Genomic DNA, 18,133 nt, shown 5'->3' with positions numbered 1-18,133 from the left:
TCATGCTGCTGCTGCTGGCCGAGTACCTGCAACAGTTCTACACCGGCTTCGGGGTGGTCCAGTACCTGACCCTGCGCGGGATTCTCGGCGTGCTCACCGCGCTGGCCATGTCGCTGTGGCTGGGCCCGTGGATGATCCGCACCCTGCAGATCCGCCAGATCGGCCAGGCCGTGCGCAACGACGGTCCGCAGTCGCACCTGTCGAAGAAGGGCACGCCGACCATGGGCGGCGCGCTGATCCTCACCGCCATTGCCGTCAGCACCCTGCTCTGGGCCGACCTGACCAACCGCTACGTGTGGACCGTGCTGGCCGTGACCCTGCTGTTCGGCGCCATCGGCTGGGTCGACGACTACCGCAAGGTGATCGAGAAGAACTCGCGCGGCCTGCCGAGCCGCTGGAAATATTTCTGGCAGTCGGTGTTCGGCCTGGCCGCCGCCGTCTTCCTCTATATGACCGCGCAGAGCCCGGTGGAAACCACCCTGATCGTGCCGGTGCTCAAGGACGTGGCGATCCCCCTGGGCGTGGGCTTCGTGGTGCTGACCTACTTCGTCATCGTCGGCACCAGCAACGCGGTCAACCTGACCGACGGCCTCGACGGCCTGGCCATCCTGCCCACCGTGATGGTGGCCGGCGCGCTGGCGATCTTCTGCTACCTGTCGGGCAACATCAAATTCGCCGAATACCTGCTGATCCCCTACGTGCCGGGCGCCGGTGAGCTGATCGTGTTCTGCGCCGCGCTGGTCGGTGCCGGCCTCGGCTTCCTGTGGTTCAACACCTATCCGGCCCAGGTCTTTATGGGCGACGTGGGAGCCCTCGCGCTGGGCGCCGCACTGGGCACCATCGCCGTGATCGTCCGCCAGGAAATCGTGCTGTTCATCATGGGTGGCGTGTTCGTCATGGAAACCCTGTCGGTGATGATCCAGGTCGCCAGCTTCAAGCTGACCGGCAAGCGCGTGTTCCGCATGGCGCCGATCCATCACCACTTCGAACTCAAAGGCTGGCCGGAGCCGCGCGTGATCGTGCGTTTCTGGATCATCACCGTGATCCTGGTGCTGATCGGCCTGGCCACGTTGAAACTGAGGTAATAGAGAGTGTCGCTGATCGCTTCCGACCAGTTCCGCATCGTTGTCGGCCTCGGCAAGAGCGGCATGTCCCTGGTGCGCTTCCTCGCGCAGCAGGGCGTGCGCTTCGCCGTGGCCGACACACGCGCGAACCCGCCGGAGCTGGCGACCCTGCAACGCGACTACCCGCAGGTGGAAGTGCGCTGCGGCGAGCTGGACGTGGACTTCCTGTGCCGCGCCTCGGAGCTGTACGTGAGCCCCGGCCTGGCCCTGGCCACCCCGGCGCTGCGCGAGGCGGCGGCCCGTGGCGTGAAGATGTCCGGCGATATCGACCTGTTCACCCGCCATGCCAAGGCGTCGATCGTCGCCATCACCGGCTCCAACGCCAAGAGCACCGTCACCACCCTGGTCGGTGAGATGGCGGCGGCGGCCGGGCGCAGGGTCGCCGTCGGCGGCAATATCGGTACGCCGGCGCTGGACCTGCTCAACGATGACGTCGAGCTGTACGTACTGGAGCTGTCCAGCTTCCAGCTGGAGACCACCGAGCGCCTCAATGCCGAAGTGGCCACCTGCCTGAACGTTAGCGAAGACCACATGGATCGCTACGACGGCATGCAGCACTACCACTTGGCCAAGCACCGCATCTTCCGTGGAGCGCGCCAGGTGGTGGTGAATCGCGACGACGCCCTGTCCCGTCCGCTGATCGCCGACCAGGTGCCGTGCTGGAACTTCGGCCTGGGCAAGCCCGACTTCAAGCGCTTCGGCCTGATCGAAGAGAACGGCGAGAAGCTGCTGGCCTTCCAGTTCGAGACGCTGATGCCGACCGCCGAACTGAAGATCCGCGGCGCCCACAACCAATCCAACGCCCTCGCGGCCCTGGCTCTCGGCCACGCCGTCGGCCTGCCGTTCGAGGCCATGCTGCAGACCCTGCGCAACTTCGCCGGCCTGCCGCACCGTTGCCAGTGGGTGCGTGAGCTGCGCGGCGTGGGTTACTACGATGACTCCAAGGCCACCAACGTCGGCGCCGCCCTGGCCGCCATCGAAGGCTTGGGTGCCGATATCGCCGGCAAACTGGTGCTGATCGCCGGTGGCGATGGCAAGGGCGCCGATTTCTCTGCCTTGAAGGCGCCGGTCGCCAAGTTCTGCCGCGCCGTGGTGCTGCTCGGCCGCGATGCCGAACTGCTCGCCACTGCCCTGGGCGATGCCGCGCCGCTGGTGCGGGTGAAGACCCTGGACGAGGCCGTGCAGCGCGCTGCCGAGCTGGCCCAGTCGGGCGACGCCGTGCTGCTGTCGCCGGCCTGCGCCAGCCTGGACATGTTCAAGAACTTCGAAGAGCGTGGGCGCCTGTTCGCCCAGGCGGCGGAGGGCCTGCAATGACCCTGCTGGCCCGCCTGCTCGCCGCCCCGTCGCCGCTGCGTACCCGTCGCGGCATCGACCTCGACTTCCCGCTGCTGGCCGGTTGCCTGGCGCTGCTCGGCCTGGGCCTGGTGATGATCACCTCGGCCAGCTCGGAAGTGGCCGCGGCCATGTCCGGCAACCCGCTGTACCACATGATCCGCCACCTGATTTACCTCGGCCTGGGCATCTCCGCCGCGCTGCTCACCTTGCTGATCCCCATGTCGATGTGGCAGCGCTTCGGCGGCAGCCTGCTGATCGTGGCCTTCGTCCTGCTGGTGCTGGTGCTGCTGCCGGGCATCGGCCGCGAAGTGAACGGCGCCAAGCGCTGGATCGGCTTCGGCCTGTTCAACCTGCAGCCGTCCGAGCTGGCCAAGCTGTTCACCGTGGTGTTCATCGCCGGCTACCTGGTGCGTCGTCAGGAAGAAGTGCGCGAGAAGCTCTCCGGCTTCCTCAAGCCGATGCTGGTGCTCGGCCCGATGGCCGTGCTGCTGCTGGCCGAGCCGGACTTCGGTGCCACCGTGGTGTTGTTCGGTTCCTGCATCGCCATGCTGTTCCTCGGCGGCATCAACCTGGTGCGCTTCATTCCGCTGGCCGGCGTGGTGCTCGGCCTCGGCGTGCTGGTGATGACCAGCCAGGCCTATCGCCTGGAGCGCCTGACCAACTTCGTCGACCCTTGGGCCGACCAGTACGGCGCCGGCTACCAACTGAGCCAGGCGCTGATCGCCTTCGGTCGCGGCGAATGGCTCGGCGTCGGTCTGGGCAACAGCATCCAGAAGCAGTTCTATCTGCCGGAAGCGCACACCGACTTCGTCTTCGCCGTGCTGGCCGAGGAGCTGGGCATGGTCGGCGCCTTGGCCACCGTCGGCCTGTTCGTCTTCGTCGCCGTGCGCGCCCTGTACATCGGCCTGTGGGCGGAGAAGGCCAAGCAGCTGTTCTCCGCCTACGTCGCCTACGGTATCGCCATGCAGTGGATCGGCCAGGTGCTGATCAACATCGGCGTGAACGTCGGCCTGCTGCCGACCAAGGGCCTGACCCTGCCGTTCCTCAGCTACGGCGGCAGCTCGCTGATCATCTGCTGCGTCTGCCTGGCCATGCTCCTGCGCATCGAGTGGGAACGTCGCACCCAGCTGGGCAGCGAGGAAGTGGAATTCACCGAGTCGGACTTCTTCGACAGCGAGGAGGTCGGCCATGCGCGGTAATGTCCTGATCATGGCCGGCGGCACCGGCGGCCACGTGTTCCCGGCCCTGGCCTGTGCCCGCGAGTTCAAGGCGCGCGGTTATGCCGTGCACTGGCTGGGCACTCCGCGCGGCATCGAGAACGAGCTGGTGCCGGCGGCCGAGCTGCCGCTGCACCTGATCCAGGTCTCCGGCCTGCGCGGCAAGGGCAAGCTGTCCCTGCTCAAGGCGCCGTTCCAGCTGATCCGCGCGCTGCTGCAGGCGCGCAAGGTGATGCGCGAGCTGCAGCCGGTCTGCGTGCTGGGCATGGGTGGCTATGTCACCGGTCCGGGCGGCCTGGCCGCGCGGATGAACGGCGCGCCGCTGGTGATCCACGAACAGAACGCCGTGGCCGGCACCGCCAACCGCAGCCTGGCGCCGTTCGCCAGTCGCGTGTGCGAGGCCTTCCCGAACACCTTCGGCAAGAGCGACAAGCTGCGCACCACCGGCAACCCGGTGCGTGAGGAGCTGTTCCTCGAGACCCCGCGCGATGCCCTGGGCAAGCGCCGGCCGCGCCTGCTGGTGCTGGGCGGCAGCCTGGGCGCCGAACCACTGAACAAGCTGCTGCCCGCGGCCCTGGCCAAAGTGGCCGGCGAGCTGCGCCCGCAGGTGTTCCACCAGGCCGGCAAGCAACATGATCAAGTCACCGCGGAGCGTTATCGCGAAGCCGCGGTCGAAGCCGAGGTCGCGCCCTTCATCAAGGACATGGCCGGTGCCTATGCCTGGGCCGACCTGGTGATCTGCCGCGCCGGCGCGCTGACCGTCAGCGAACTGGCCGCCGCCGGCCTGCCGTCTTTCCTCGTGCCGCTGCCGCACGCGATCGACGACCACCAGACCCGCAATGCCGAATATCTGGCCAAGGAGGGCGCCGCCTTCCTTCTGCCGCAACATGCCACTGACGCGGACAAGCTCGCCGCGCAGTTGACCGAGGTTCTGATGCATCCCGAAAAACTCAAGGCCATGGGCCGCACCGCGCGCAGCCTGGCCAAACCGGACGCCACCCGCACGGTGGTCGAAATCTGCCTGGAGGTGGCCCGTGGCTAAGTCTCCCGCTGCTGCCCGTTCGGAAATCCGCCGCATGCGCCGCATCCGCCGCATCCACTTCGTCGGCATCGGCGGCGCCGGCATGTGTGGCATCGCCGAGGTGCTGCTCAACCTGGGCTACGAAGTGTCCGGCTCCGACCTCAAGGCCTCGGCCGTGACCGAGCGCCTGGAGAGTTTCGGCGCGATCATCTTCATCGGCCACCGCGCCGAGAATGCCGAGCAGGCCGACGTGCTGGTGGTGTCCAGCGCGGTGAACACCAGCAACCCGGAAGTCGCCACCGCCCTGGAGCGCCGCATCCCGGTGGTGCCGCGCGCCGAGATGCTCGCCGAGCTGATGCGCTACCGTCACGGCATCGCCGTCGCCGGTACCCACGGCAAGACCACCACCACCAGCCTGCTGGCCTCGGTGTTCGCCGCCGGCGGCCTGGACCCGACCTTCGTCATCGGCGGCCGCCTGAATGCCGCCGGCACCAACGCCCAGCTCGGCAGTAGCCGCTACCTGATCGCCGAGGCGGACGAGAGCGACGCCAGCTTCCTGCACCTGCAGCCAATGGTCTCGGTGGTCACCAACATCGACGCCGACCACATGAGCACCTATGGCGGCGACTTCAACGTTCTGAAGAAGACCTTCATCGAATTCCTGCACAACCTGCCGTTCTACGGTCTGGCCGTGCTCTGCGTGGACGACCCGGTGGTGCGCGAGCTGCTGCCGCAGGTGGCCCGTCCGACCGTGACCTACGGCTTCGCCGAGGACGCCGACGTGCGCGCCATCAACGTGCGCCAGGAAGGCATGCGTACCTTCTTCACCGTGCTGCGCCGCGACCGCGAGCCGCTCGATGTGTCGGTGAATATGCCGGGCAACCACAACGTGCTGAATTCCCTGGCCACCATCGCCATCGCCACCGACGAGGGCATCGACGATGCCGCCATCGTCGCCGGTCTGTCCGGCTTCCAGGGTGTCGGCCGGCGCTTCCAGGTGTACGGCGAACTACCAGTGGACGGCGGCAGCGTGATGCTGGTCGACGACTACGGTCACCACCCGCGCGAAGTCGCTGCGGTGATCAAGGCCGTACGCGGTGGCTGGCCGGAGCGCCGCCTGGTGATGGTCTACCAGCCGCACCGTTACAGCCGTACTCGCGACCTATATGACGACTTCGTTCAGGTGCTTGGCGACGCCAAGGTCCTGCTGCTGCTGGAGGTCTACCCGGCCGGTGAGGAACCGATTCCCGGTGCCGACAGCCGCCACCTGTGCCACAGCATTCGCCAACGCGGCCAGCTCGACCCGATCTACGTCGAGCGTGGCACCGAACTGGCCCCGATCATCAAGCCGCTGCTGCGTGCCGGCGACATCCTGCTGTGCCAGGGCGCCGGCGATATCGGCGGCGTGGCCCCACAACTGATCAAGCACCCGCTGTTCGCTGTCCAAGGTGAGTTGAAATGAGCCTGCATTCCACCCTCGATCCCAAGGCCTTCGGCCGCGTCGCCGTGCTGTTCGGCGGCAAGAGCGCCGAGCGCGCGGTGTCGCTGAAGTCCGGCGCTGCCGTGCTGGCAGCCCTGCAGGCGGCCGGTGTGGACGCCTTCGGCATCGACGTCGGTGACGACTTCCTGCAGCGCCTGGTCGCCGAGAAGATCGACCGCGCCTTCATCGTGCTGCACGGCCGTGGCGGCGAAGACGGTTCCATGCAGGGTCTGCTTGAATGTGCCGGCATCCCCTACACCGGCAGCGGCATCCTCGCTTCCGCCCTGGCCATGGATAAGCTGCGCACCAAGCGCGTGTGGCTGAGCCTGGGTCTGCCGACGCCGAACCACGCTGCCTTGGCCAGTGAAGAGGACTGCCGTGCTGCGGCTGCCGAGCTGGGCTTCCCGCTGTTCGTCAAGCCGGCCCACGAGGGCTCCAGCATCGGCATGGCCAAGGTCACCGATGTCGAGGCGCTGATCGCGGCCTGGAAAGATGCCAGTCGCTACGACTCGCAGGTGCTGGTCGAGCAGATGATCGATGGCCCCGAGTACACCGTCGCCATGCTGCGCGGCCAGGTGCTGCCGCCCATCGGCCTGGGCACTCCGCACACCTTCTACGACTACGACGCCAAGTACCTGGCCAATGACACCCAGTACCGCATTCCCTGTGGCCTGTCGGCCGACAAGGAAGCCGAGCTGAAGGAACTGACCGCGCGTGCCTGCGAGGCCGTGGGCACCCAGGGTTGGGCGCGCGCCGACGTGATGCAGGACGCCAGCGGCAAGTTCTGGCTGCTGGAAGTGAACACCGTGCCGGGCATGACCGATCACAGCCTGGTGCCGATGGCCGCACGCGCCGCCGGTCTGGATTTCCAGCATTTGGTGCTGGCGATCCTGGCCGACAGCGTAGAGGCGAGGGGCTAAACCATGGTCGCCACCCTCCGTCACCCGCAGCCCATAGGAGGCGCCACCCGGCGTCAGCCTATCGCTGCGCGCGGCGCGAGCCGGATGGTGGCCAAGGAACCGTTGTCCGCGCGCCTGCCGAAGGCGGATTTCGGTGGCGTCGGCCGCGGCCTCAAGCGCCTGGGCTGGCCGCTGTTGCTGGTGGCCCTGGGCCTGGGTACCTACGAGGGTGCCCAGCGCCTGCTGCCGTATGCCGACCGGCCGATTGCCCGGGTCAGCGTGCAGGGCGAGCTGAGCTACATCAGCCAGCAGGCCGTGCAGGAGCGCATCGCGCCCTATGTCTCGGCCAGCTTCTTCACCATCAACCTGGCCGGCATGCGCGCCGAGCTGGAGCAGATGCCGTGGATCGCCCACGCCGAAGTGCGCCGGGTGTGGCCGGACCAGGTCTCTATCACCCTGGAAGAGCAGCTGCCGGTGGCCCGCTGGGGCAACGAGGCGCTGCTCAACAATCAGGGCCGCGCCTTCGCCCCGCGCGAGGCGGCCAATTACGAACACCTGCCGATGCTGTCCGGGCCGCAACGCGCCCAGCAGCAGGTGATGCAGCAATACCAGGTGCTCAGCCAGCTGTTGCGGCCGATGGGTTTCACCATCAGCAGCCTGGAGCTGCGCGAGCACGGCAGCTGGTTCATCAGTACCGCCCAGGGCGTGGACATCCTCCTGGGCCGGGATCACCTGGTCGACAAGATGCGCCGGTTCGCCGGCATCCACGACAAGGTGCTCAAGCAGCAGATAGCGAATATCGCGCGTATCGACCTGCGCTATGCCAACGGCCTGGCCGTGGCCTGGCGTGAGCCGGTGCCGCCGACGGCAACCGAAGCGACGGTCGCCGTCCAGTGAATCGAGGAGAACAATAGAGACCATGGCAAGCGTGCAGAGCGGCAAGATGATCGTCGGCCTGGACATCGGCACCTCCAAGGTGGTGGCGCTGGTGGGCGAGGTGACGGCCGATGGCGAGCTGGATATCGTCGGTATCGGCACCAGCCCGTCGCGCGGCCTGAAGAAGGGCGTGGTGGTGAACATCGAATCCACCGTGCAGTCGATCCAGCGCGCCATCGAAGAGGCGCAGCTGATGGCCGGCTGCCGCATCCACTCGGCCTTCGTCGGCATCGCCGGCAACCATATCCGCAGCCTGAACAGCCACGGCATCGTCGCCATCCGCGACCGCGAAGTGAGCCCGGCCGACCTGGAGCGCGTGCTCGATGCCGCCCAGGCCGTAGCCATCCCGGCCGATCAGCGCGTGCTGCACACCCTGCCGCAGGACTACGTGATCGATAACCAGGAGGGCGTGCGCGAGCCGCTCGGCATGTCCGGCGTACGCCTGGAGGCCAAGGTGCACGTGGTCACCTGCGCCACCAACGCCGCGCAGAACGTCGAGAAGTGCGTGCGCCGCTGCGGTCTGGAAGTGGACGACATCATTCTGGAACAGCTGGCTTCCGCCTACTCGGTGCTGACCGAGGACGAGAAGGAGCTGGGTGTGTGCCTGGTCGACATCGGTGGCGGTACCACCGACATCGCCATCTTCGCCGATGGTGCGATACGTCACACGGCGGTGATTCCGATCGCCGGCGATCAGGTCACCAATGATATTGCAATGGCATTACGCACCCCGACCCAGTATGCCGAGGAAATCAAGATTCGGTATGCTTGCGCCCTAGCCAAACTGGCGGGTCCAGGGGAAACCATCAAGGTTCCCAGTGTGGGAGACCGGCCACCGCGGGAGCTGTCCCGTCAAGCTCTGGCCGAGGTTGTCGAGCCCCGTTACGACGAGCTCTTCACCCTCATCCAGGCCGAGCTGCGGCGCAGCGGCTACGAGGACATGATCCCGGCCGGGATTGTCCTCACCGGCGGCACCGCCAAGATGGAAGGCGCCGTCGAACTGGCCGAAGAGATCTTTCACATGCCGGTGCGTTTGGGCGTACCCCACAGCGTCAAGGGACTGACCGACGTCGTGCGTAATCCAATTTATTCCACAGGCGTGGGCCTGCTGATGTACGGGCTGCGGAAGCAGTCCGACGGCTTCCACGCGCCTGGGATTCAGTATGGCGATGAGCCCAAAACACCGGTACTGGAACGGCTGAAACGCTGGGTCCAGGGCAATTTCTGATGTGAAACCCGCGGTAGCTGTAGGCGATAACTAAAAAGAAGGAGAGGGGAAATGTTCGAACTAGTAGATAACGCTCCACAAAGCGCAGTTATCAAAGTCATCGGCGTGGGCGGCGGCGGCGGTAACGCCGTCAACCACATGATCAAGAACAACATCGAAGGCGTGGAATTCATCTGCGCCAACACCGATGCCCAGGCGTTGAAGAACGTCGGCGCGCGCACCGTGCTGCAACTCGGCCCGGGCGTGACCAAGGGGCTGGGTGCCGGCACCAACCCGGAAATCGGTCGTCAGGCCGCCATGGAAGATCGTGAGCGCATCGCCGAAGTGCTGAGCGGCGCCGACATGGTCTTCATCACCACCGGCATGGGTGGCGGTACCGGTACCGGTGCGGCGCCGATCATCGCCGAAGTGGCGAAGGAAATGGGTATCCTCACCGTTGCCGTGGTGACCCGTCCGTTCCCGTTCGAAGGCCGCAAGCGCATGCAGGTCGCCGACGAGGGCATCCGTGCCCTGTCCGACGTGGTCGACTCGCTGATCACCATCCCCAACGAGAAGCTGCTGACCATCCTCGGCAAGGACGCCAGCCTGCTGTCCGCCTTCGCCAAGGCTGACGACGTGCTGTCCGGCGCCGTGCGCGGCATCTCCGACATCATGCAGCGTCCGGGCCTGATGAACGTCGACTTCGCCGACGTGAAGACCGTGATGGGCGAAATGGGCATGGCCATGATGGGTACCGGCTGCGCCAGCGGTCCGAACCGTGCTCGCGAGGCCACCGAGGCCGCCATCCGCAACCCGCTGCTGGAAGACGTCAACCTGCAGGGCGCCCGCGGTATCCTGGTCAACATCACCGCCGGTCTGGATCTGTCCCTGGGCGAGTACGCCGCGGTCGGCGAGATCATCGAGGCCTTCGCCTCCGAGCACGCCACCGTCAAGGTCGGCGCGGTGATCGATCCTGACATGCGCGACGAGCTGCACGTGACCGTGGTCGCTACCGGCCTGGGCGCGCGCATCGAGAAGCCGGTCAAGGTGGTCGACAACACCATCGCGGCTGCCGCCGTTGCCGTTCCGGCTGCCACCATCAGCGCCGCTCCTCGCGCTGCCGAGCAACCGGCTGTCAACTACAAGGACTACGAGCGCCCGACCGTTCAGCGCCAAAGCCTCGCCGGCAGTGCCGCCGCGGCCAAGCTGAACACTCAGGACGACCTGGACTATCTGGACATCCCGGCCTTCCTGCGTCGTCAGGCTGATTGATGGTATCTATCAGGAGTATATCGGTGATTGGTGTTCAGCAAAGGGCGGTTCTGCTATCATCGCCGCCCATTGTTGAAAACAGTTCGCAACAAGCGCAGCCAAAACCATGATCAGACAACGCACCCTGAAGAACATCATCCGAGCCACCGGCGTTGGCCTGCACTCGGGGGAGAAGGTTTACCTGACCCTCAAGCCGGCCCCGGTGGATACCGGTATCGTGTTCCGTCGCACCGATCTGGATCCGGTCGTGGAAATCCCCGCCCGCGCCGAGAATGTCGGTGAGACCACCATGTCGACCACTCTGGTCAATGGTGAGGTCAAGGTGGACACCGTCGAGCACTTGCTTTCGGCCATGGCAGGCCTGGGTATCGACAACGCCTACGTCGAGCTGTCGGCGTCAGAAGTCCCGATCATGGACGGCAGTGCCGGTCCCTTTGTATTCCTGATTCAGTCTGCTGGCCTGGAAGAGCAGGAAGCACCGAAGAAGTTCATCCGCGTGCTGCGCGAAGTGACAGTGGAGGAGGGCGACAAGCGCGCCACCTTCCTGCCCTTCGACGGCTTCAAGGTGAGCTTCGAGATCGATTTCGATCATCCGGTGTTCCGTGGTCGCACCCAGACCGCCAGCGTCGACTTCTCCAGCACTTCCTTCGTCAAGGAAGTGAGCCGCGCCCGTACCTTCGGGTTCATGCGCGACATCGAGTTCCTGCGTTCGCAGAACCTGGCACTCGGCGGCAGCGTGGAAAACGCCATCGTGGTCGATGAGTTCCGCGTGCTCAACGAAGACGGCCTCCGTTACGAGGACGAATTCGTCAAGCACAAGATCCTCGACGCCATCGGCGACCTCTACTTGCTGGGCAACAGCCTGATCGGCGAGTTCAAGGGCTTCAAGTCCGGACACGCGCTGAACAATCGTCTGCTGCGCACCCTGATCGAGCAGAAAGATGCTTGGGAAGTGGTGATCTTCGACGATGCCAGCACCGCGCCGATCTCCTACATGCGCCCGGTTGCGGCCGTGTAAGCAATACCCCTCCCTTCTGTTGTATTCAGGCCACCCTCGGGTGGCCTGTTTTTTTCTGGCGATTATCCGGCACAGCGAAAGCTCAGTCGCGCTTGGCGTTGCGCGCCAGGCGCTCGAGGGCGGCGCGCAGCTTCGGATCGCCGATGCCTTCGGCGGCGCTGCACAGGCTGTCGGCCGCGGCCTCGGACAGCTCGGTCTTGTTCGTCTGATAGGTGGCGTGGGTGTTCGGCGGGCGCACCTTGACCTGGATCTTCTGCAGCCCGGCGAACTCCGGCAGTACCTGCAGCAGGCGCTGCAGACGACGCTGCTGATAGTGCAGGCGAGTGGCCCAGTGGCCGTTGCTGGTCAGCAGCAATAGGCAGCCGTCGTGCCAGCTGGCCACCTGGCAGTGCTCGCGCGCTGCTGGCTCCAGCTGCGCCTCCACCAGGGTCTGCAGCTTGCCCAGGCGCTGGGCGGCGCTGAACAGCGCGCGCAGCGGCTTGTGCTCGCGCAGCAGGGCGTCGGCAGTCTTGGCGGGTGGTGGGCGAAGGCTCATGGCGGCGGATTCGTGGGCTGGTGCGCCCATGTTAGCAAAGGCCCTTGCAGCTGTCGGTCATCGTCCCCATATAAGGTGCACGGCGTGCCTGCGGGCATGCTTGGCGTATCCGGCAGACTCGCAGGAGTTCACCCTTTTCTCGCCAACGTTTCCGAGTAGAATGCCCCCTTTGCACGCAGCCGAGCTGGCTGCCGGGCTGGCCTTCTGCGCCGCCCCCCATCCCCCAGAGTGGAAGAATCTGCCGATATGTTTGCGCCACTGTTGAAGAAACTCTTTGGAAGCAAGAACGAGCGTGAAGTCAAACGCATGCTCAAGACAGTGACCGCGATCAACGCCCTGGAAGAGCAGATGCTGGCGCTCTCCGACGAGCAGCTCAAGGCCAAGACCGAAGAGTTCAAGGCGCGTGTGGCCAAGGGCGAGAGCCTCGACCAGATTCTTCCCGAAGCTTTCGCCGTGGCCCGTGAGGCTGGCAAGCGGGTGATGGGCATGCGTCACTTCGACGTGCAGCTGATCGGCGGCATGACCCTGCACGAGGGCAAGATCGCCGAGATGCGCACCGGCGAGGGCAAGACCCTGGTGGGCACCCTGGCGGTGTATCTCAACGCGCTGTCCGGTAAGGGCGTGCACGTGGTCACGGTGAACGACTACCTGGCCCGCCGCGACGCCAACTGGATGCGTCCGCTGTACGAATTCCTCGGTCTGTCCGTCGGCGTGGTGATCCCCTTCATGCCGCCGGAAGAGAAGCGCGCCGCCTACGCCGCCGACATCACCTACGGCACCAACAACGAATTCGGTTTCGACTACCTGCGCGACAACATGGCCTTCGCCCTGGAAGAGAAGTTCCAGCGCGAACTCAACTTCGCCGTGATCGACGAAGTCGACTCCATCCTCATCGACGAAGCCCGTACCCCGCTGATCATCTCCGGTCAGGCCGAAGACAGCTCCAAGCTGTACATGCAGATCAACCAGCTGATCCCGCGCCTCAAGCAGCACATCGAGGAAGAGGAAGGCGTGGTCACTCAGGAAGGCCACTACAAGGTCGACGAGAAGACCCGCCAGGTCGAACTCAACGAGGCCGGCCACCAGTACGTCGAAGAGATGCTCAGCGCCGCCGGTCTGCTGGCAGAGAACGAGAGTCTCTACGCCGCGCACAACCTCGGCCTGCTCACCCACGTCTACGCCGGCCTGCGCGCGCACAAGCTGTTCCACCGCAACGTCGAATACATCGTGCAGAACGGCCAGGTCATCCTGATCGACGAGCACACCGGCCGTACCATGCAGGGCCGCCGCCTGTCCGAGGGCCTGCACCAGGCCATCGAGGCCAAGGAGGGTGTGAACATCCAGGCCGAGAGCCAGACCCTGGCCTCGACCACCTTCCAGAACTACTTCCGCCTGTACAAGAAGCTCTCCGGCATGACCGGCACCGCCGACACCGAGGCCTTCGAGTTCCGCCAGATCTACGGCCTCGACGTGGTGGTCATTCCCACCCACCGCCCGGTGGCGCGCAAGGACTACAACGACCTGGTCTACCTGACCCAGGAAGAGAAGTACCAGGCGATCATCACCGACATCCGCGATTGCCAGGCCCAGGGCCGTCCGATCCTGGTCGGTACCGCCTCGATCGAGACTTCCGAGTACGTCTCCAAGCTGCTCGAGCAGGCCGGCATCGAGCACAAGGTGCTCAACGCCAAGTACCACGAGAAGGAAGCCGAGATCATCGCCCAGGCCGGTCGTCCGGGCGCCGTGACCCTGGCCACCAACATGGCCGGCCGTGGTACCGACATTCTGCTGGGCGGCAACTGGGAGGCCGAAGTGGCCGCCCTGGAAGCGCCGAGCGACGAGCAGGTCGCGCAGATCAAGGCCGACTGGCAGAAGCGTCACCAGCAGGTGATCGAGGCCGGCGGCCTGCACGTGATCGCCTCCGAGCGCCACGAATCCCGCCGTATCGACAACCAGCTGCGCGGCCGTGCCGGCCGCCAGGGTGACCCGGGCTCCAGCCGTTTCTACCTGTCCCTGGAGGACAGCCTGATGCGCATCTTCGCCTCCGATCGGGTGAAGAACTTCATGAAAGCCTTGGGCATGCAAGCCGGCGAGGCCATCGAGCACAGCATGGTGACCAACGCCATCGAGAAGGCCCAGCGCAAGGTCGAAGGTCGCAACTTCGACATGCGTAAACAGCTGCTCGAATACGACGACGTGGCCAACGAGCAGCGCAAGGTGATCTACCACATGCGCAACAGCCTGCTGGCCGCCGACAACATCGGCGAGACCATCATCGAATTCCGCGAGGAAGTGCTGGCCGCCACCATCAATAGCCACCTTCCGCCGCAGTCGCTGCCCGAGCAGTGGGATATCACCGGTCTGGAAATGGCACTGTACAGCGACTTCGGCGTGCGTCTGCCGATCCAGCAATGGCTGGACGACGACGAGAAACTGTACGAGGAAACCCTGCGCGAGAAGATCCTCGCCGAGCTGCTCGCCGCCTACGCCGAGAAGGAAGAGCTGGCCGGCGCCGAGGCCCTGCGCACCTTCGAGAAGCAGATGCTGCTGCGCGTGCTGGACGACCTGTGGAAGGACCACCTGGCCACCATGGACCACCTGCGTCACGGTATCCATCTGCGCGGCTATGCGCAGAAGAATCCCAAGCAGGAATACAAGCGCGAGTCCTTCACCCTGTTCCAGGACCTGCTCGACTCGATCAAGCGCGACACCATCCGCGTGCTGTCCCATGTCCAGGTGCGCCGCGAAGACCCGGTCGAGGAAGAGGCGCGCCTGCGTCGCGAGGCCGAGGCCATGGCCGAGCGCATGCAGTTCCAGCATGCCGAGGCCTCGGCGATGCCGGCTGCTGAGGGCGAGGAAGCTGAAGGTGAGCTGGCGGTTGCCACGCCGGTGCGCAGCGATCCGAAGATCGGCCGCAATGAGCCGTGCCCCTGCGGTTCCGGCAAGAAGTACAAGCACTGCCACGGCCAGGTCGGCTAAACCGCACCTAGCCTGCTATACAGACAACGCCGCGACCGGCTCTCTGCCGCTCGCGGCGTTTTTCCAATTTCTGTGTCACTGTCCAAGTAAGGAGCGCTGCTATGGCCGTTGGTCTCGGTCCCCTGCCCACACTGCACCCGGTTCCCGGTTTCGAACTCGGCATTTCCTCCGCCGGCATCAAGCGCCCGGGGCGCAAGGACGTGGTGGTGATGCGCTGCGCCGAAGGCTCGCGGGTGGCCGGTGTGACCACCACCAACGCCTTCTGCGCCGCCCCGGTGCTCGTCACCCGTGAGCGCGTGGCCGGCGATGTGCGCTACCTGCTGACCAACACCGGCAACGCCAACGCCGGCACCGGTCCGGACGGCCTGACCAACGCGCGCCGCACCTGCGCCGCGCTGGCCGCGCTGACCGGCGTTGCCGAGGAAGCGGTGCTGCCGTTCTCCACCGGGGTGATCGGCGAGCCGTTGCCGGTGGCGAAGATCGAGGGCGCCCTGCAGGCCGCCCTGGACGATCTCGACGAGAACCACTGGGCCGAGGCCGCCACCGGCATCATGACCACCGACACCCTGCCCAAGGGCGCCAGCCGCCAGTTCCAGCACGATGGCGTGACCGTCACCGTGACCGGCATCAGCAAGGGCGCCGGCATGATCCGCCCGAACATGGCCACCATGCTCGGCTACATCGCCACCGACGCCAAGGTCGCCCGCGGCGTGCTGCAGGACCTGGTGCGCGACGCGGCGAACAAGTCGTTCAACCGCATCACCATTGATGGCGACACTTCGACCAATGACTGCTGCATGCTGATCGCCACCGGCCAGGCCGCGCTGCCGGAGATCACTTCCGCCAGCGGCGAGCTGTTCGCCAAGCTCAAGCAGGCGGTGCTGGAGGTGTTCATGGAAGTGGCCCAGGCCATCGTCCGTGACGGCGAGGGCGCCACCAAGTTCGTCACCGTGCAAGTCAACGGCGGTGGCAATCACCAGGAGTGCCTGGACGTGGCCTACGCCGTGGCCCACTCGCCGCTGATCAAGACCGCGCTGTTCGCCTCCGATCCCAACTGGGGCCGGATCCTCGCCGCCGTCGGCTATGCCGGCGTGCCGAACCTGGACGTGAGCAAGATCGACGTGTTCCTCGGCGACGCGCTGCAGGGTGAAGTGCGCATCGCCAGTCAGGGTGGCCGCGACGCGGCCTACACCGAGGACCAGGGCGCCGCGGTCATGGCCCGCGCCGAGATCGGCATCCGCATCGAGCTGGGCCGTGGTGCCTGCAGCGAAACCATCTGGACCACCGATCTGTCCCACGAGTACGTGAAGATCAACGCCGAATACCGCACCTGAGCCATGAACTTCCCCTCTCCCGTTGGGAGAGGGGGTAGGGGTGAGGTTGTTGCGGGCGACTCGCAGCCCCCGGCTATGTGCTGCCATTCCCCGCACTCATAGGGGCATGCGCAAGCGGAATTGTCCGCGGCCGCCGAGGCCGCGTACGCTCCGTGTACAACCTTTCTAGGAGAGCGAACATGTCCCTCAAGCTGGTGATCGGCGACAAGAACTATTCCTCCTGGTCGCTGCGCGCGGCCCTGGCCATGGACCTGACCGGCGCGCCCTACGAGGAGATCCTCGTGCATCTGTACCGGCCGGACAGCCGCACTCAGCTGTTGACGCATGCGCCGACCGGCAAGGTGCCGGTGCTGCACACCGAGGACGGCCCGGTGTGGGATTCGCTGGCCATCGCCGAATACCTGGCCGAGCGTTTCCCCGAGGCGCACCTGTGGCCGCGTGGCCAGTACGCCCGTGCCCTGGCGCGCAGCGTGTGCGCCGAGATGCATAGCGGCTTCATGGCCCTGCGCAGCCACATGTCCATGGACCTGGCGCGCGACCAGGCCCTGGCCGAGATTCCCGCCGAGGTCCAGACCGACATCGACCGCGTGTGCAAGCTGTGGGCGGACTGCCGCCAGCGCTTCGGTCAGGACGGTCCGTTCCTGTTCGGCCACGCCAGCATCGCCGATGCCTTCTTCGCCCCGGTGGCGGCGCGCCTGCGCAGCTATCGCGTGGCGCTGCCGACCGAGGCCGCCGCCTACGTCGACACCGTCTACCAGTGGCCGGCGTTCCAGCGCTGGTACCAGGCCGCGCTGCAGGAGACCAGGGCTTGAAACGGATTCATGTGGCCGCCGCGGTGATCCGTGGCGCCGATGGTCGAGTGCTGCTCGCCAAGCGCCCGCAGGACAAGCACCAGGGCGGCCTGTGGGAGTTTCCCGGCGGCAAGGTGGAGGAAGGCGAGGCGGTGGAGCTGGCCCTGGCCCGCGAGCTGGAAGAGGAGCTGGGCATCCACGTCGGCGCCGCCCGCCCGCTGATCCAGGTGCATCACGACTACCCGGACAAGCAGGTGCTGCTGGATGTCTGGGAAGTCTCCGCCTTCACCGGCGAGCCCCATGGCGCCGAGGGCCAGGCGTTGGCCTGGGCCACCGAGCGCGAGCTGCTCGACTACGAGTTCCCCGCCGCCAACCAGCCGATAGTTTCGGCGGCGCGCCTGCCGGACACCTACCTGATCACCCCGGAGGGCCTGGAACCGGCCGAGCTGCTGCGTGGCGTGCGCGCCGCCCTGGCGGCCGGCGCCAGGCTGATCCAGCTGCGTGCACCGAACATGTTCGATCCGCAGTACCGCGATCTGGCGGTGGATATCCAGGGCCTGTGCGCCGGCAAGGCGCAGCTGATGCTCAAGGGGCCGCTGGAGTGGCTGGGGGATTTCCCCGCCGCCGGCTGGCACCTGACCGCCGAGCAGCTGCGCAAGTACGCGCCCAACGGCCGGCCGTTCCCCGGTCAGCGCTGGCTGGCCGCTTCCTGCCACAGTGCCGAGGAGCTGGCGCTGGCCGCGCGCATGGGCGTGGACTTCGTCACCCTGTCGCCGGTGCAGGCCACCCAGACCCATCCCGAGGCCACGCCGTTGGGCTGGGATGCCGCCGCCGAGCTGCTGCGCGGCAGCAACCTGCCGGCCTTCCTGCTCGGTGGCGTCGGCCCGCAGGATCGCCAGCGCGCCTGGCAGGCGGGGGCCCAGGGCGTGGCCGGTATCCGCGCATTCTGGCCGCAATGAAATAGGCGATGCCCCCGGGCATCGCC

At 66.3% G+C, this 18,133-nt stretch carries 15 protein-coding genes; 14 read left to right on the top strand and 1 reads right to left on the bottom strand.

What is annotated here, in order from left to right; all coding sequences use genetic code 11:
• The first annotated feature begins 2 nt into the window (after positions 1 to 2).
• From mraY to lpxC, 10 genes are all read left to right on the top strand, one after another.
• Positions 3 to 1,085: a phospho-N-acetylmuramoyl-pentapeptide-transferase gene (gene mraY / locus FFS62_RS21485; protein ID WP_137974905.1), complete on the top strand. Its 1,083-nt coding sequence runs from the start codon at positions 3 to 5 to the stop codon at positions 1,083 to 1,085.
• A gap of 6 nt (positions 1,086 to 1,091) precedes the next feature.
• Positions 1,092 to 2,438, top strand: a complete 1,347-nt coding sequence (murD, locus tag FFS62_RS21480) for a UDP-N-acetylmuramoyl-L-alanine--D-glutamate ligase (protein WP_137974904.1) — start codon at positions 1,092 to 1,094, stop codon at positions 2,436 to 2,438.
• 2 nt (positions 2,439 to 2,440) lie between these two features.
• Entirely contained in the window at positions 2,441 to 3,658 is a 1,218-nt protein-coding gene (gene ftsW / locus FFS62_RS21475; RefSeq protein ID WP_137975008.1) for a putative lipid II flippase FtsW, read from the top strand.
• Complete coding sequence (gene murG, locus FFS62_RS21470; RefSeq protein ID WP_137974903.1) at positions 3,648 to 4,718, top strand: undecaprenyldiphospho-muramoylpentapeptide beta-N-acetylglucosaminyltransferase; 1,071 nt, start codon at positions 3,648 to 3,650, stop codon at positions 4,716 to 4,718. Before ftsW ends, murG begins: the two co-directional genes overlap by 11 nt.
• A gap of 34 nt (positions 4,719 to 4,752) precedes the next feature.
• The gene (murC, locus tag FFS62_RS21465; protein WP_218569309.1) at positions 4,753 to 6,159 is read left to right on the top strand and encodes a UDP-N-acetylmuramate--L-alanine ligase; all 1,407 of its coding nucleotides are present in this window, start codon (positions 4,753 to 4,755) and stop codon (positions 6,157 to 6,159) included.
• Entirely contained in the window at positions 6,156 to 7,097 is a 942-nt protein-coding gene (locus FFS62_RS21460; protein ID WP_137974901.1) for a D-alanine--D-alanine ligase, read from the top strand. Before murC ends, FFS62_RS21460 begins: the two co-directional genes overlap by 4 nt.
• A 3-nt stretch (positions 7,098 to 7,100) precedes the next feature.
• Positions 7,101 to 7,973, top strand: a complete 873-nt coding sequence (locus tag FFS62_RS21455) for a cell division protein FtsQ/DivIB (protein ID WP_137974900.1) — start codon at positions 7,101 to 7,103, stop codon at positions 7,971 to 7,973.
• 22 nt (positions 7,974 to 7,995) lie between these two features.
• Positions 7,996 to 9,240, top strand: coding sequence for a cell division protein FtsA (gene ftsA / locus FFS62_RS21450; RefSeq protein WP_137974899.1), 1,245 nt, complete (start codon positions 7,996 to 7,998; stop codon positions 9,238 to 9,240).
• Between the two features lie 51 nt (positions 9,241 to 9,291).
• A complete protein-coding gene (ftsZ, locus tag FFS62_RS21445) occupies positions 9,292 to 10,491 on the top strand; it encodes a cell division protein FtsZ (RefSeq protein WP_137974898.1) in 1,200 nt (399 codons plus the stop codon).
• 106 nt (positions 10,492 to 10,597) lie between these two features.
• A complete protein-coding gene (lpxC, locus tag FFS62_RS21440) occupies positions 10,598 to 11,509 on the top strand; it encodes a UDP-3-O-acyl-N-acetylglucosamine deacetylase (protein WP_137974897.1) in 912 nt (303 codons plus the stop codon).
• 82 nt (positions 11,510 to 11,591) lie between these two features.
• Here the strand turns inward: lpxC and FFS62_RS21435 are convergent, their stop codons facing one another.
• Positions 11,592 to 12,044, bottom strand: coding sequence for a DUF721 domain-containing protein (locus FFS62_RS21435; RefSeq protein ID WP_137974896.1), 453 nt, complete (start codon positions 12,042 to 12,044; stop codon positions 11,592 to 11,594).
• A 246-nt stretch (positions 12,045 to 12,290) separates the two neighbouring features.
• Here FFS62_RS21435 and secA point away from each other — a divergent pair, with 246 nt between their 5' ends.
• The 4 genes from secA (at position 12,291) to FFS62_RS21415 (ending at position 18,107) form a co-directional block, all read left to right on the top strand.
• A complete protein-coding gene (gene secA, locus FFS62_RS21430; RefSeq protein WP_137974895.1) occupies positions 12,291 to 15,023 on the top strand; it encodes a preprotein translocase subunit SecA in 2,733 nt (910 codons plus the stop codon).
• 101 nt (positions 15,024 to 15,124) lie between these two features.
• On the top strand, positions 15,125 to 16,357 hold the full coding sequence (gene argJ, locus FFS62_RS21425; RefSeq protein ID WP_137974894.1) for a bifunctional glutamate N-acetyltransferase/amino-acid acetyltransferase ArgJ: 1,233 nt from the start codon (positions 15,125 to 15,127) through the stop codon (positions 16,355 to 16,357).
• Between the two features lie 179 nt (positions 16,358 to 16,536).
• Positions 16,537 to 17,169 carry a glutathione S-transferase family protein gene (locus FFS62_RS21420; protein ID WP_137974893.1) on the top strand — a complete coding sequence of 211 codons (633 nt, stop codon included), beginning with the start codon at positions 16,537 to 16,539 and terminating at the stop codon, positions 17,167 to 17,169.
• Positions 17,166 to 18,107 (top strand): Nudix family hydrolase, encoded by a 942-nt coding sequence (locus tag FFS62_RS21415; protein ID WP_137974892.1) that lies wholly within the window; start codon positions 17,166 to 17,168, stop codon positions 18,105 to 18,107. The genes FFS62_RS21420 and FFS62_RS21415 overlap by 4 nt, the downstream gene beginning before the upstream one ends.
• The last annotated feature ends 26 nt before the right edge of the window (positions 18,108 to 18,133 follow it).

This window comes from Pseudomonas sp. F(2018) (genome assembly GCF_005508865.1).
Taxonomy (GTDB): Bacteria; Pseudomonadota; Gammaproteobacteria; order Pseudomonadales; family Pseudomonadaceae; genus Aquipseudomonas.
This window is presented reverse-complemented; position numbering and strand designations above follow the sequence as displayed.

Bases quoted from the DNA above. Each gene is read 5' to 3' on its own strand.
- mraY (WP_137974905.1), top strand. From the start codon at position 3: ATGCTGCTGCTGCTGGCCGAGTACCTGCAACAGTTCTACACCGGCTTC.
- murG (WP_137974903.1), top strand. From the start codon at position 3,648: ATGCGCGGTAATGTCCTGATCATGGCCGGCGGCACCGGCGGCCACGTG.
- murC (WP_218569309.1), top strand. From the start codon at position 4,753: ATGCGCCGCATCCGCCGCATCCACTTCGTCGGCATCGGCGGCGCCGGC.
- FFS62_RS21460 (WP_137974901.1), top strand. From the start codon at position 6,156: ATGAGCCTGCATTCCACCCTCGATCCCAAGGCCTTCGGCCGCGTCGCC.
- FFS62_RS21455 (WP_137974900.1), top strand. From the start codon at position 7,101: ATGGTCGCCACCCTCCGTCACCCGCAGCCCATAGGAGGCGCCACCCGG.
- ftsA (WP_137974899.1), top strand. From the start codon at position 7,996: ATGGCAAGCGTGCAGAGCGGCAAGATGATCGTCGGCCTGGACATCGGC.
- ftsZ (WP_137974898.1), top strand. From the start codon at position 9,292: ATGTTCGAACTAGTAGATAACGCTCCACAAAGCGCAGTTATCAAAGTC.
- lpxC (WP_137974897.1), top strand. From the start codon at position 10,598: ATGATCAGACAACGCACCCTGAAGAACATCATCCGAGCCACCGGCGTT.
- FFS62_RS21435 (WP_137974896.1), bottom strand. From the start codon at position 12,044: ATGAGCCTTCGCCCACCACCCGCCAAGACTGCCGACGCCCTGCTGCGC.
- secA (WP_137974895.1), top strand. From the start codon at position 12,291: ATGTTTGCGCCACTGTTGAAGAAACTCTTTGGAAGCAAGAACGAGCGT.
- argJ (WP_137974894.1), top strand. From the start codon at position 15,125: ATGGCCGTTGGTCTCGGTCCCCTGCCCACACTGCACCCGGTTCCCGGT.
- FFS62_RS21420 (WP_137974893.1), top strand. From the start codon at position 16,537: ATGTCCCTCAAGCTGGTGATCGGCGACAAGAACTATTCCTCCTGGTCG.